General features: G+C 65.9%; 16 protein-coding genes. 11 read left to right on the top strand and 5 right to left on the bottom strand.

The window, feature by feature from the left end; genetic code table 11:
* Positions 1 to 59: 59 nt before the first annotated feature.
* Both lon and MGN01_RS11050 read left to right on the top strand, forming a co-directional pair.
* Positions 60 to 2480 (top strand): endopeptidase La, encoded by a 2421-nt coding sequence (lon, locus tag MGN01_RS11045; protein ID WP_147046666.1) that lies wholly within the window; start codon positions 60 to 62, stop codon positions 2478 to 2480.
* 151 nt (positions 2481 to 2631) lie between these two features.
* Positions 2632 to 2940, top strand: coding sequence for a porin (locus tag MGN01_RS11050; RefSeq protein ID WP_147046667.1), 309 nt, complete (start codon positions 2632 to 2634; stop codon positions 2938 to 2940).
* Between the two features lie 4 nt (positions 2941 to 2944).
* On the opposite strand, the gene MGN01_RS11055 is transcribed toward MGN01_RS11050, so the two are convergent.
* From MGN01_RS11055 to MGN01_RS11065, 3 genes are read right to left on the bottom strand one after another with little or no spacing between them, the layout of a single operon-like run.
* On the bottom strand, positions 2945 to 3424 hold the full coding sequence (locus MGN01_RS11055) for a hypothetical protein (protein WP_147046668.1): 480 nt from the start codon (positions 3422 to 3424) through the stop codon (positions 2945 to 2947).
* Entirely contained in the window at positions 3411 to 3773 is a 363-nt protein-coding gene (locus tag MGN01_RS11060) for a rod-binding protein (protein WP_147046669.1), read from the bottom strand. The genes MGN01_RS11055 and MGN01_RS11060 overlap by 14 nt, the downstream gene beginning before the upstream one ends.
* Positions 3774 to 3793: 20 nt before the next feature.
* The gene (locus tag MGN01_RS11065; protein ID WP_147046670.1) at positions 3794 to 4933 is read right to left on the bottom strand and encodes a flagellar basal body P-ring protein FlgI; all 1140 of its coding nucleotides are present in this window, start codon (positions 4931 to 4933) and stop codon (positions 3794 to 3796) included.
* A gap of 244 nt (positions 4934 to 5177) precedes the next feature.
* On the opposite strand from MGN01_RS11065, the gene MGN01_RS11070 reads away from it, so the two are divergent.
* The 5 genes from MGN01_RS11070 (at position 5178) to MGN01_RS23545 (ending at position 8290) form a co-directional block, all read left to right on the top strand.
* The gene (locus tag MGN01_RS11070) at positions 5178 to 5609 is read left to right on the top strand and encodes a flagellar assembly protein FliX (protein WP_147046671.1); all 432 of its coding nucleotides are present in this window, start codon (positions 5178 to 5180) and stop codon (positions 5607 to 5609) included.
* Between the two features lie 266 nt (positions 5610 to 5875).
* A complete protein-coding gene (locus MGN01_RS11075; RefSeq protein ID WP_147046672.1) occupies positions 5876 to 7249 on the top strand; it encodes an MBOAT family O-acyltransferase in 1374 nt (457 codons plus the stop codon).
* A 16-nt stretch (positions 7250 to 7265) separates the two neighbouring features.
* A complete protein-coding gene (locus MGN01_RS23540; RefSeq protein ID WP_170245939.1) occupies positions 7266 to 7427 on the top strand; it encodes a hypothetical protein in 162 nt (53 codons plus the stop codon).
* Positions 7428 to 7593: 166 nt separating this feature from the next.
* A complete protein-coding gene (gene dksA / locus MGN01_RS11080; protein WP_147046673.1) occupies positions 7594 to 8013 on the top strand; it encodes an RNA polymerase-binding protein DksA in 420 nt (139 codons plus the stop codon).
* A gap of 112 nt (positions 8014 to 8125) precedes the next feature.
* Entirely contained in the window at positions 8126 to 8290 is a 165-nt protein-coding gene (locus MGN01_RS23545; protein WP_170245941.1) for a hypothetical protein, read from the top strand.
* Here the strand turns inward: MGN01_RS23545 and MGN01_RS11085 are convergent, their stop codons facing one another.
* Positions 8291 to 9106, bottom strand: coding sequence for an FTR1 family protein (locus MGN01_RS11085; RefSeq protein ID WP_147046674.1), 816 nt, complete (start codon positions 9104 to 9106; stop codon positions 8291 to 8293).
* A gap of 394 nt (positions 9107 to 9500) precedes the next feature.
* Here MGN01_RS11085 and MGN01_RS11090 point away from each other — a divergent pair, with 394 nt between their 5' ends.
* From MGN01_RS11090 to MGN01_RS11105, 4 genes are all read left to right on the top strand, one after another.
* The gene (locus tag MGN01_RS11090; RefSeq protein ID WP_147046675.1) at positions 9501 to 9746 is read left to right on the top strand and encodes a hypothetical protein; all 246 of its coding nucleotides are present in this window, start codon (positions 9501 to 9503) and stop codon (positions 9744 to 9746) included.
* A gap of 141 nt (positions 9747 to 9887) precedes the next feature.
* Complete coding sequence (locus tag MGN01_RS11095; RefSeq protein ID WP_147046676.1) at positions 9888 to 10319, top strand: hypothetical protein; 432 nt, start codon at positions 9888 to 9890, stop codon at positions 10317 to 10319.
* A gap of 161 nt (positions 10320 to 10480) precedes the next feature.
* Positions 10481 to 11377: a GGDEF domain-containing response regulator gene (locus MGN01_RS11100; protein ID WP_147046677.1), complete on the top strand. Its 897-nt coding sequence runs from the start codon at positions 10481 to 10483 to the stop codon at positions 11375 to 11377.
* 210 nt (positions 11378 to 11587) lie between these two features.
* Complete coding sequence (locus MGN01_RS11105; protein ID WP_174804577.1) at positions 11588 to 12235, top strand: LuxR C-terminal-related transcriptional regulator; 648 nt, start codon at positions 11588 to 11590, stop codon at positions 12233 to 12235.
* 102 nt (positions 12236 to 12337) lie between these two features.
* On the opposite strand, the gene MGN01_RS11110 is transcribed toward MGN01_RS11105, so the two are convergent.
* Positions 12338 to 13495: a DNA topoisomerase IB gene (locus MGN01_RS11110; protein WP_147046679.1), complete on the bottom strand. Its 1158-nt coding sequence runs from the start codon at positions 13493 to 13495 to the stop codon at positions 12338 to 12340.
* Positions 13496 to 13502: the final 7 nt, after the last annotated feature.

The raw sequence follows: 13502 nt of genomic DNA on the forward strand, positions 1-13502 counted from the left end.
TGCTTGCTCGTCAACGAGGAGGTCCTGCCCGGCGTCAGAGCACAAGGGAAGCCAACCCCATGACCCAGTCGAAATCGCGCCAGCCGGTCGTCCCGGGCTCGACGGGCTCCTATGCCGTCCTGCCCCTGCGCGACATCGTCGTGTTCCCGCATATGATCGTGCCGCTCTTCGTCGGCCGCGAAAAGTCGATCCGCGCCCTCGAAGAGGCCGTGAAGGCGGACCGTCACATCCTGCTCGCCACGCAGATCAATGCCGGCGACGACGATCCGTCCACCGACCAGATCTACAAGATCGGCACGCTCGCCAGCGTGCTGCAGCTCCTCAAGCTGCCCGACGGCACTGTGAAGGTGCTCGTCGAGGGCGCCGGCCGCGCCAAGATCGAGGAGTTCGTCCGCTCGGACGAGTATTACGAGGCGACGGCCGAGACGCTGTCCGATGATCTCGGCGACCACGTCGAGGCGGAGGCTCTCGCACGCTCGGTGATCTCCGAGTTCGAGAACTACGTGAAGCTCAACAAGAAGATCTCGCCCGAGGTCGTCGCCGCCGTCACGCAGATCGACGAGCCCTCGAAGCTCGCCGACACGGTCGGCTCGCATCTCGCGGTCAAGATCGCCGACAAGCAGGCGATCCTCGAGATCCCGACGGTCGCCGCACGCCTCGAGCGTGTGCTGTCGCTGATGGAGAGCGAGATCTCCGTGCTCCAGGTGGAGAAGCGCATCCGGACCCGCGTCAAGCGGCAGATGGAGAAGACCCAGCGCGAGTACTACCTCAACGAGCAGATGAAGGCGATCCAGAAGGAGCTGGGCGACGAGGACGGCCGCGACGAGTTGGCCGAGCTCGAGGAGAAGATCGAGAAGACCAAGCTCTCGAAGGAAGCCCGCGAGAAGGCGACGGCCGAGCTGAAGAAGCTGCGCCAGATGTCGCCGATGTCCGCCGAGGCGACCGTCGTGCGCAACTACCTCGACTGGATGCTCGGCATCCCGTGGAACAAGCGCTCGAAGATCAAGAAGGATCTCGTCGCCGCGCAGACCCTGCTCGACGAGGATCATTTCGGCCTCGACAAGGTGAAGGACCGGATCGTCGAGTACCTCGCCGTGCAGCAGCGCGCGAACAAGCTGACCGGACCGATCCTGTGCCTCGTCGGCCCTCCGGGCGTCGGCAAGACCTCGCTCGGCAAGTCGATCGCGCGGGCCACGGGCCGCGAGTTCGTGCGCATGTCGCTCGGCGGCGTGCGTGACGAGGCCGAGATCCGCGGCCACCGCAGGACCTATATCGGCTCGATGCCGGGCAAGGTCGTGCAGTCGATGCGCAAGGCCAAGACCTCGAACCCGCTCATCCTGCTCGACGAGATCGACAAGATGGGCATGGATTTCCGCGGCGATCCGTCGGCGGCCCTGCTGGAGGTTCTCGACCCTGAGCAGAACGCCACGTTCAACGATCACTATCTGGAGGTCGATTACGACCTCTCGAACGTGATGTTCGTGACCACCGCGAACACGCTGAACATCCCCGGCCCGCTGATGGACCGCATGGAGATCATCCGGATCGCCGGCTATACCGAGGAGGAGAAGGCTGAGATCGCCCGTCGCCACCTCATCCCGAACGCGCTCAAGAAGCACGGCCTGGACGAGAAGGAATGGTCGATCACCGACGACGGCCTGATGATGCTCATCCGCCGCTACACGCGGGAGGCGGGCGTCCGTAACCTGGAGCGCGAGATCTCCAACCTCGCCCGCAAGGCGGTGAAGGACATCCTGATCTCGAAGGTGAAGACCGTCGTGGGTACCCCCGAGACCCTGCCGGAATTCCTCGGCCCGCCGAAGTTCCGCTACGGTGAGATCGACGCGGACGATCAGGTCGGCGTGGTTACGGGTCTGGCCTGGACCGAGGTCGGCGGCGAGTTGCTGACGATCGAGGGCGTCATGATGCCCGGCAAGGGCAAGATGACGGTCACGGGCAACCTGCGGGACGTGATGAAGGAGTCGATCTCGGCGGCGGCGAGCTACGTCCGCTCGCGGGCCCTCGACTTCGGCATCGAGCCGCCGCTCTTCGAGCGCCGGGACATCCACGTCCACGTTCCGGAAGGGGCAACCCCGAAGGACGGTCCGTCGGCCGGCATCGCCATGGCCACCGCGATCATCTCGACGCTCACCGGCATCCCGGTCCGTCGCGACGTGGCGATGACAGGCGAGGTCACCCTGCGTGGCCGCGTCCTGCCGATCGGCGGCCTCAAGGAGAAGCTGCTCGCCGCTCTGCGCGGCGGCATCAAGACGGTGATGATCCCGGAAGAGAACGCCAAGGACCTCGCCGAGGTGCCGGACAGCGTCAAGAACGGGCTCGACATCATCCCCGTCGCCCGCATGGATCAGGTCCTGATCCACGCCCTCGTGCGCCAGCCCGAGGCGATCGAGTGGGACGAGCCGATCCCTCCGGTGAAGAAGCCGGGCCAGGAAGACGGTGCCGCGGTGGTCGCCCACTGACGCCACCCGCCTGAGCAACGCAACGAGCCTCCGGGAGAGCATCCCGGAGGCTTTTTTCATGACCCGCGACCTGTGGCCTCGCGGCGCTAGGCGTCGGCGGCCTCAGAGTTTAGGGCTTGGGGCACGCTCGGTCTTCGCCGGAACCCGCGCCATGCTCCGCCTCTGCCCGCTCGCCCTGCTTCTCGCTGCCACGCCGGCCGCCGCCTTCGAGCGGGCGCCGCTGCCGTCGGAGGGGGCAATGCAGAAATGTCCGGAGCAGGGACCGGGCTTCGCTCGCATCCCAGGCACCAGCACCTGCATCCGCGTCTCGGGCCGGGTCGTCGCAGGAGCGGATGTCGGCACGGACGCGCGCACCTACAGCGCTGGTACGACCAACGGTCGTTTCGCCATCGACACCCGCACCGATACGGGTGCCGGCCCGATGCGCTCCTTCGTGCGGATCGACGCCGGTCGCCGCTGAGGGACTACAGGCTGCGCGAGAGCAGGAGCGGCGCGCGCCCAGCGCTACGTCCGTAAGGGGAGGGCGGTGTCGAGGGCCGGCCGTATACGGTCGGCGTTCCGGACCTGCCGAGTTCGTCGGCCAGCGTGCGGATCAGCCCCTCCGAGACGGTCCGTGCCGTGGCCAGCACCGTCTGGTTGGTCTCGACAATTACCGTGAAGCGGCGATGGGCAGCCTTCAGGGTCTCGATGCCGCTTGGCGCGAACCGCGCCAGGGCGATGGCATTGGCTTTGGCGGCCTCCAGACCGTTCAGATAGGCGGAGGCGAGTTCGGCCTTTCGCGGGCCGTCGACCATCGCCTCGCGAATGCGCCCGGCGCGCACGCCCTCGCTCTCGCTGGCGAGCACCACGCCGAGGCTTTGCATCGTCGCCATCAGTCCGGCAAGGAACTCATCGGCGGAAGTCTTGTCGTGGATGCGCACGGCACGCGGATCAGGCGCCTGCACGGCCGGCCTCCTGCATCTTCATGATCTCGCCGTAGACCTGGCTCGAGATGCCGACGCCGCCGCTTTTCACGATCGAGCCGGCATATTCCTTGGTGAGCATCGAGCGCCAGACGCCGCCGCCGGTGCCGTTCTCGCCGAGCGGGCCCTCGGTACCACTCGACTGGGTGATCGACTCGAGACTGTTCTCGAGGAACATCGACTCGAAGTCATCGGCGGTCTTCTTGGCCTTGGCCTGAGCGGTGGCCTTGGCCGTGTCCATGGTGTCGGTGCCGGTCTTGGCGATCGCGCCGGCCAACGCCTTGCCGACGCCGACCGCTGCGGAGGCCGCGAAGGTTGCGAGAGGAAGCATGGTCAGGCTCTCCTTCTGGATCACATGAGTTCGATGTCGGCCTGGAGGGCGCCGGCGGTCTTGATGGCCTGAAGGATCGAGATCAGGTCGCGTGGGCCGACGCCCAGCGCATTGAGCCCATCGACGAGCTCGCGCAGGGTCACGCCTTCGCGGACCAGCGCGAGCTTGTTACCATCGCCGGTATCGACCTTCAGGGCGGTGCGCGGCACCACAGCGGTCTGACCGTTCGAGAGCGGGCCGGGCTGGCTGACCTGCGGCTGCTCGGTGATCGTCACTGTGAGATTGCCCTGGGCGATGGCCACGGTGGAGACCCGCACGTCGCGGCCCATCACGATAATGCCGGAGCGCTCATCGACGATGACGCGGGCGGTCTGGTCCGGCTCGACCTTGAGCTGCTCGACCTCGGTGACCAGGCGGATCATGTTGCCGTGGTACTTGGCCGGGATCTGCAGGGTGACGGTGGCTGGGTCGGTGGGCTCGGCGGTGTCGGCGCCCATGAAGTCGTTGATCGCGGCAGCGATGCGCTTCGAGGTGGTGAAGTCGGGATTGCGCAGCGACAGGCGCAGGGAGCGCGCATCGTTCAGCTTGAACGCGACCTCACGCTCGATATTCGCCCCGTTCGAGATACGCCCGTTGGTCGGCACGCCGCGGGTAATCTTGGCCGCATCGCCTTCCGCCGAGAAACCGGCGATCGCGACCGAGCCCTGTGCCAGCGCGTAGACCTCGCCGTCGGCGCCAAGGAGCGGCGTGACGAGCAGAGTGCCGCCCTGGAGCGACTTGGCATCGCCCAGCGAGGACACCGTGACGTCGATGCGATTGCCCTGCGTCGCGAAGGGCGGGAGGCTCGCCGTCACCATCACGGCCGCGAGGTTCTGGGTGCGCATGGTGGCGCCCCGCGTGTTGACGCCGAGCCGCTCCAGCATCGCCTGCAGCGACTGCTTGGTGAAGGGGATGTTGTTGAGCGTATCTCCGGTGCCGTTGAGGCCGACGACAATGCCGTAGCCGACGAGCTGGTTCTGGCGCACGCCCTCGATCGAGGCGAGATCCTTCACCCGCGACAGAGCCGAGGCTGCGCCAAGGCTCGAAAGCCAAACGGCGAGACCCAGCGCCAGCAGACGCAGAAGGGGGAGAGAAGAGGGCCGAACAGGACGCGGGGTCATGGTGGACTCAGGTGAATGACGAGTCCTCTCTTGCGAGGGGCATGCCATCCGCGCCGTTTCCGCAAACCACTGAATTTGATCGACTTTCTTAAATCATCGTGGACATCGCCGCCCTCGCCGGGTGCGTCCGTTCCTGCCGGCTCGGCAGCTTCTGCCGGGCTGTTTACCGACGGTTAACCACGGCGGCCGGATGACTGGATGGGTCGAGCCGCAACGGCTCCTGTCTTCCCCATCGGCCAGGATCATGCGCGTCGAGCAACGCTTTGCCGCCACTGCTGCTGGACCGGCCACTGCCGGCCGCCGGGCCGACGCCGCGCGTGCCTTTTCCCTCACGGATAACGCGCAGCAGGCCCGCTCCGGAACGAGCGCCACGACGCAGACCGGAATGCTCGCCGGGCTCGACGCCATCCTGACCCTGCAGGGCAATGAGGACACGCCGCACGAGCGCCGCCGCCGCTCGGTCAAGCGCGGACACGACCTTCTCGATGGCCTCGACCGGCTCAAGGCTGCGATCCTCGGCGGCCGCGTGGCCACGCATGAGTTGCAGGCTATCGCCAGGCGGCTGTCCGATCGCGCCGAGTCCAGCGGAGATCCGCGCCTCGACGGGCTCGTCGCCGAGATCGAGCTGCGCGCGGCCGTGGAACTCGCCAAGCTCGAAGCGCTGCGCGGCACCTGATCCCGTTAGACCTCCAACCGATCTCGCTGATCTTCGGTCACATGCTGCCCGCCTCGGCCAATCCGGGCTGAACCGGAAAGCGCTTCTTCAACAACGAAACGGTTGGGCCCACAGCCTGCAGGCATCGCCGCAGGAGAGCGGTCACGCGAAATCGAGGGTCCGGCCGATCGTCGTCCGTTGACCTAGCGGGGCTGATCTTCGACAACGGCGCGGCGTGAGGGGGACGTTCGCAACGCGCCCCGCATCGCGCGCTCGATCCAGCGGCGATGCTCTTCAACTCCCACGTCTTTCTTCTCGCTTTCCTGCCACTTGCATTCGGCCTCCACGCGCTGGTCGAGCGATTCCGGCCGGACTGGCGGCTGGCAGTGCTGGTCCTGCTCTCGCTCGTCTTCTACGGCTGGTGGGACATCCGCTTCGTGCCGCTGATGCTGGCCTCGATCGGAATGAACTGGCTCGTCATGCGCGCCTTCCTGACGCGCCCCGTCTCGTGGCTGATCCCGCTCGCGATCGGTGCGAATCTGCTGGTCCTGGCCCTTTTCAAGTACCTGAACTTCTTCGCGGACCTGGTGAGCCTGCTGCCTGGCGTGACGGCGCCGCATCTCGACTGGGTGCTGCCGCTCGGTATCTCGTTCTTCACCTTCCACCACATCATGTACCTGACCGACCTGAGGGCCGGCCGGGCGCCGGCCTTCGGGCTGGTCAAATATGCGCTCTACATCGCCTTCTTCCCGCAGGTTCTCGCCGGCCCGCTCGTGCGCTGGAGCGAGATCATGCACCAGTTCGACGAGCGCCCCTATGCACGCCCCGACGCCATGGAGCGCATCGGGCGTGGCCTCATCCTGCTCGTCGTCGGCCTCTCGAAGAAGGTGCTGCTGAGCGACCCGCTCAGCTTCCAGGTAAACTCGGTCTTCGAGAAGGCAGCTGCCGGAAGCGTCGTCACCATGGCCGAGGCCTGGCAGGCGACGCTCGGCTTTACCCTGCAAATCTACTTCGACTTCTCCGGCTACACCGACATGGCGCTCGGCATCGCCCTGCTGTTCGGCCTGGTCCTGCCGCAGAACTTCGACGTTCCCTACCGCGCCACCTCGCTGCGCGATTTCTGGCGGCGCTGGCACATGACGCTGTCGCGCTTCCTGCGCGACTACCTCTACATCGCCCTTGGGGGAAACCGCCGCGGGCTCGCCCTGCAATTGGCCGCCCTGTTCGCCACGATGACGCTCGGTGGCCTCTGGCACGGCGCCGGCCTGACCTTTGTCGCCTGGGGCGCCGCCCACGGCCTCGGCCTCTGCGCCGGCGTGCTCTGGCGCCGCACCGGACGCCATATGCCGGCCCTGCTCGGCTGGGCTCTGACGATGAGCTTCGTCGTGCTCACCTGGGTCCTGTTTCGCGCCACGAGCTTCGAGGCCGCCCTCGGCCTGTACAAGGCACTGTTCGGGCAAGCTCCGATGGGCTCCCTGTTCCGCTGGCGCGGGCTCGCCGTGCCGGCCGCCATCGCGCTGATCGGCCCGAGCGCCTGGGTCGTCGTCCATCGGCTACCGGCAAGCCGGGTGCTCGCAGTTGGTCTCGCCATCTTGTTTACTGTCATCGTCCTCAAAATTGGCGACGACGCGAACCGTGAGTTTATTTATTTTCAGTTCTGATGGGAGACCGCTGGACTTGGCTCGCGACTTCGGCTGCTGGGCGCTGCCGAGTCTCCCAGCGATGAAGGCTGCAGCGGCCATGTATACCACAATCGGCGACAGTATGGGTCAAATCAACCCGCCGGTCGATGACAAGAAAAATCTTATCCGCGGCTCGCACGAGATCGATCAGATTTGAATTTGCTGTTTGTTCGCCGATGCGACCGTGGCGTGTTTGCCGCATGGTCACTTCTTTTTGGATTGATAGCCTCGGCTTCGTGGTGGCGCGTTGTGAAGCTCGCCCCCCTCGATTATACGCTCGCCAAATGTCGCGGCAGCCGACAGAGATTGGCGTGAGGCAAGGCATGACCAAGGTGACGATCGACGAGAGCTACACGCCCTCCGACACGGAGCCTTTCATGAATGACCGGCAGCGCGAGTACTTCCGGCGCAAGCTGCTGAATTGGAAGAGCGAGATCCTGCGCGAGGCGCAGGGCACGCTGAGCGCGCTGCAGAGCGAGAACGAGAACCATCCGGATCTGGCCGACCGCGCCTCGTCCGAGACCGACCGGGCGATCGAGCTGCGGGCCCGCGACCGCCAGCGCAAGCTCACCAGCAAGATCGACGCGGCTCTCGCGCGGATTGAGGACCGCTCCTACGGCTTCTGCGAGGAGACCGGCGAACCGATCTCGCTTAAGCGCCTCGACGCCCGCCCGATCGCCACGCTGTCGCTCGAAGCGCAGGAACGCCACGAGCGCCGCGAGCGGGTCTACCGCGACGACTGAGGCACGGAACCGGTCGGCACCGACCACCGACCTCCGGGCTTCCTCGCGGTTACGCTTTCGACACCGCTTCCGGCCGACGATCGGGTGTGATCCGAATCGCCGGAGGCTTGTCATGGACACGTTCTATCGTGGGGTCGAGACGTCGCTGATCGCGTTGACCCTCGCCCTCGGCCTCGGCGCCGCGACCCTCTCGGGGCTGCACACACCGACGGTGACCGTCGTGGAGACGGTCACGCTGCCGATGATCTCGGTCACGGCCGGTACGCCGGAGGAGTAGTCAGGAGATGACCGCCTCCCGCGCCTGTCGAGGCTCGTCCCGGCCGGCGCGGCGCAGCAGCAGAAGCCCCGTGATCGCGGCGAGCATCAGGATCACGCCCTGGGCACCGAGTGCCTCCCAGCTCCCGTTGAGGCCGAGCGTGCTGACCCATTCCGGCACGCCGTCGTTGTGGACCGGCACGATAGCCTGTTCCTGCAATTCCTGGATCGCGGCGCCAACCATCTTCAGCGCCATCACGAACAGAAAGGCAGAGGTAGCGAGGAACATCGGCCGCAGCGGCAGGCGCAGGGCGAGCCACTGCATCGCGACGAACATCGCTGCCAGCGCGATCACGGCAGCCCCGAGCCCGGCGAGCAGGCTCGCGTCGAAGCCGTTGGCGCCCTTGGCCAGCGCATGGACGAACAGCATCGTCTCCGCACCCTCTCGGAAGACGGCGAGGAAGGCGATCGCCGCCAGCGAGAGGATCGTTCCGGCACCCAGGGCCTTCTCGGCGAGGCGGTTTAGATCAGCCTGCCAAGCCCTCGGATTCTGCCGCAGCAGCAGCCAGCCGCTCATGTAGAACATCAGCGCCGCTGCCAGTAGCATCACCGCCGCCTCGAACAAGTCACTGTGCATGCCGTCGTAGTAGGTCTCGAACACCCAGGCCATGGCGACGCTCGCGAGCACCGCCGCGGCCGCGCCGGCATAGACAGGCGCGATCCGCTCCGCGGCGCCCGCCCGGCGCAGGAAGGCCGCCAGCGCCGCGATGACCAGGAGCGCCTCGAGTCCTTCACGGAACAGAATGGTGAAGGCTTGCAAAAAGGTCGACGCATTCATCGTTCTTCGGGACCCTTGGAGAGAGAAGCTGCCACGTCGACAGTCGTGATCACGACGAATTTCACTGATGCGGCAGTTTTGTTCCGATGATCACTGGTTTTGAACGATTTCAAACAAGGAAATCGCCCAGGGTAACTGCCCGATCCGCCTCGATCGAGAACGTCCGGGAAGTAGTCCCATTCCGGACAGCTTCGCAAGATCGAAACATCATCTCTGTGCAGCCCGACCCGCGAGCCAGGCGCGGCCAGAAGCCGCCACAAATAATCAGCCGCCCGCGAGGTTTTCCTGAAACCGAACGGCCATGCTGGGAATTGGTCAGAAGTGTGGCCGAGCGTTTCCGGCAAAAATCGAACGAACAGGGCGCGGCGCCGGAAAGCCGCGTGGGCAGGATAGGATGACAATCACGTTGGTACGGTCACTGGCCGCTCTCTCGGGCGCCGTTCTTCTCGGCTGCACGACGGGTGCGGCGCTAGCGGCGACGACCCCCGTCGAGCGCGGCCCCACCAGAATGGCCGAGGCGGTCCAGGCCCAGACGGTGGCTGTGGATGACGATGCGTCGGCAATCTGTAACAAGAGCCGCAAGCGGCTCTGGATCGAGGGCGAGGGTTGGATTGTCCGTCGCGTCACGACCTGCCGCTGAGCCAAGAGGGGCTTCCACGACGGTCCTTTCGACGGGAGGGCGACCCGTGTCAGCATTCTGCCTCACTGGCGCGACAGGTCATTCCGGAACGAGCTAGGGCAGGATGTGATTGACCTCGCATCGAGCCTGGAGTCCTTTCCGATGCGTCCCATGCTTTTCAGCCTTGCCATGTTGGCCTCGTCCTATGCCGCGTCAGGCGCGACGGCAGGCGAGCGCTTCAGCGTCGTCGAGGATTACGGCTATGGCGGCGGATACGGGTTCGCGGGCGAAGCAATCGGTGGCGCCTATATCGGCGCTCCCCTCACGCGCTTCCCGCGTCCAAACGAGATCGTGCCGCCGGCCTGGGGTTACGGCACCTATGGCGTCCCGACCATCACGGGCATCCGCCAAGCGCCGGCCGGGGAGCCGACGCTGACGGTCATCAACAGCCGCGACACGGCACCGAGGCGTGGAAGCAGCGCCGTGCGGCATGCGTCGCGCGATGGGCAAGGGCAGTGGACCGTCGGCTCCTCTTCAGCCCAACCGAGCCGGAGCGGCGTGCGCGTGATCTCGGTGACCGTGCCGCACCGCTAAGGGCGGCAAAGGGCCATCCAACGCCAGGTCAATCATCGGCTGCGGCTGCGGATTTTGCCCGCCATCTCAAGTTGAGCATCTCACGAGCGGAGGCTTTAACCTCTTGCCGTCATCCTGCCTGGACGGTTGCCGCCGGGCGGGACCGATCACTGCAGGCTGAGATGCACATCGCAATCGTCGATTCGAGCCGCGTCGTCCTGAAGCTCATCGCAGGGCTTCTTGAGCCGCGCGGTCACGTGGTCGAACTTTTCACAGATTCCTCCGAGGCGCTCGACTATCTGTCCAACCAGCCGTCTGTGAAGGCCTTGATCACCAGCCTGGAGGTCAAGCCGATCAGCGGGCTGGAGCTGTGCTGGGCCTCGCGCCTGATCGGCGACGCGAACCGGCCGCTCTCGATCATCGTGATGTCCTCGACGCGCTGCACGCACACGCTGGCCGAAGCCCTCGACAGCGGGGCCGACGATTTCATCGAGAAGCCGCCGAGCGCCGAGGAGCTTCACGCACGCCTGCGCGCTGCCGAGCGGCTCACCACCCTGCAGGCGACCTTGATCCGTCTCGCCGAGACCGATCCCCTCACCGGCCTCATGAACCGCCGCGCCTTCATGAGCCGCGCGCACGAGGCTGTCACCCAGGCTGAAACCTCCGGCAAACTCTCTGCGGTCCTGCTGGACATCGATCACTTCAAGCGCATCAACGACGCCCACGGCCACGATATCGGCGACGAGGTGATCAAGGCGGTGGCCGGGTTGATCTCCGGCAAGGGCATCGCCGGCCGGTTCGGCGGCGAGGAATACGCGCTGATCCTGCCGGAGCGGGATCTCGATGAAGCCATGATAGTCGCCGAGCGCCTGCGGCGTCAGATCCTCGGCCTGCGCATCCCAGCCGAGACGGGGCCTGTGACACTGTCCTGCAGCTTCGGCGTCAGCATATGGCAGGATGGCGATACGGTCGACGGCTTGCTCAAGCGCGCTGACATCGCGCTCTACGCAGCGAAGACGACAGGCCGTAACCGCGTCGTCGCCTCGGGCACGGAGCAGCCACTCAGCAAAGCATGCTGAGATAACCTGGAACGCTTTTCGCTGCCGTTGGAACTATTCACTCTTCGCCATGCAACCTGTCCCAACGCGGGATCAGAATGGCACAAATCCCAACGTCGTATTGCGGATTTGAACCACTTTACTGCACAAGACCGCTGGAACGACTCTTGTTCTGAGCACCCCGATACGGCCGCGATGTATTGCGGCGGCACGCGTAACGGGGAGTGCGGTATGAGCCACACGGTCGAAGTCCTGATCGTCGATGAACCTCTTGGGTTCGATCCGAACTTTCGGGCAGCACTGGAACATACCCCGGCTCTGCGCACGATCGGCGAAGAAGATCTCGGTGCGGGCGCGCTCGACACCGTTGTCGCCCTGATCTGCGTGCGCGAGACACTTCTTGCCGCGGCCTGCGAGCGGATCGCGGCTTTGCGTCACCGTCAGCCCTCGCTGCGCATCCTCGTGATCTTCCAGTCGCTTGGTTCGGACGACCTTCGCAACCTGCTCGATGCCGGCGCCGACGCCTTCGTCGGGCGCGGAACTCCGGCACGCGACGTCTGTGGCGTTATCCTCGCACTGGCCGGCGCTGCAGCCGAGATCACCATCGAGGCCCGCTCCAACGGCTACGCGTCCGCTCCGGACGTCCTGGCTCTGACGCCGCGCGAGGCCGAGGTGCTGCGCTTCCTCAGCGCCGGCTTCTCGAACAAGGAGGTGGCGCGCCGCCTCTCCCTCTCGGTCCGTACAGTCGAGACGCACCGGCTCAACCTGCGCCGCAAAACGCAGACTGGCCGGCTCAAGGATCTCGTGATGCTCGCCCGCCAGCTCGGCCTCGATCCGGTGATCGACGCCGATCTCCCGCGACGCGCGGCGTCGCATTGAGGGAAGGCCACTCGCCGTTGCTGACGCCGGCGAGGCCCCGCCGATGACATCGCGGCGAATGTGAGGAGAGGCTTGCCGGCCGTACGCGTCTGGGCCGCCTCCTCACGCGGCACGACGGCGCTTCGAGGCCTGTGCCCTCGCTGGAGAGGTCTGCCTGCGTGCCCCTGTCACCCGCTGTCGAGGCCGCGCGGCATCTTCAAGTCGCTTTCGCAGCAAGCCCAGTACGGCAGCCTCCTCCGGCTTGAGGGCGTTGAGGTCTTCGGTCAGCTCGTCCTCGACGGCCTCCTTCACCTGCAGCAGGAGCGCCCCCTCCAGGTAGCAATCAAGCACCTGCGGGTGGATGTAGCATTTCCGACAGATCGTCGGCGTGTTGCCGAGGCGGGAGGCGACGGCCTCGATGGCATCGCGCACGTTGCGCTTGGCCATGGCCTCGCTGTCGAAGCTCTCGAACTCCTTCAGAGCCAGCGCGGCAAGCACCGTGCCGGCCCAGGTCCGAAAATCCTTCGCGGTGAAGTCCCGGTTGGTGATCTCGCGCAGATAGGCGTTGACGTCCGACGAGGTGACGTCCCTGCGAACGCCCTCTTCGTCGAGATACTGGAACAGCTCCTGGCCTGGCAGATCCTGGCAGGCTTTTACGATCCGAGCGACGCGCCGATCGCGGATCGAGAGGTTCCACTCTTTGCCGCTCTTGCCCTTGAAGCGGAAAGTCAGCTCCGCGCCTTCGATCTTTACGTGGCGGTCGCGCAGCGTCGAGAGGCCATAGCTCTTGTTTGAGCGGGCATAATCGTCGTTGCCGACGCGGATCAGGGTGTTCTCCAGCAGGTGCACCACGGTAGCGAGCACCTTCTCGCGCGGCAGGCCGCGCTTGCCCATATCGGCGTCGATCCGAGCGCGGATGCCCGGGAGCGCGTCGGCGAATTCCATGATCCGCTCGAACTTCGTCACCTCTCGCGCCTCCCGGAAATCCGGGTGGTAGCGATACTGCTTGCGACCCTTCGCATCGCGGCCCGTCGCCTGAATGTGGCCGTTGGCGTGCGGACAGATCCAGACGTCGGTATAGGCCGGCGGGATTGCGAGCTTCTTGATGCGCGCGATCACGGCCTCGTCGCGGATCACCTTGCCGTCGGTATCCCGGAACGAGAAGCCCGTCCCGCTGCGCTTGCGCGTGAAGCCCGGTTTCGAATCGTCGACGTAGCGCAGACCCGCTTCGCGGGCGGCATCGCGCGGGTCAACGGTTCCGGTAGCTTCGCAGGCTGGCATGGGGGTT

Origin of the sequence: Methylobacterium gnaphalii, assembly GCF_007992215.1 — a bacterium.
Lineage (GTDB): Bacteria > Pseudomonadota > Alphaproteobacteria > Rhizobiales > Beijerinckiaceae > Methylobacterium > Methylobacterium gnaphalii.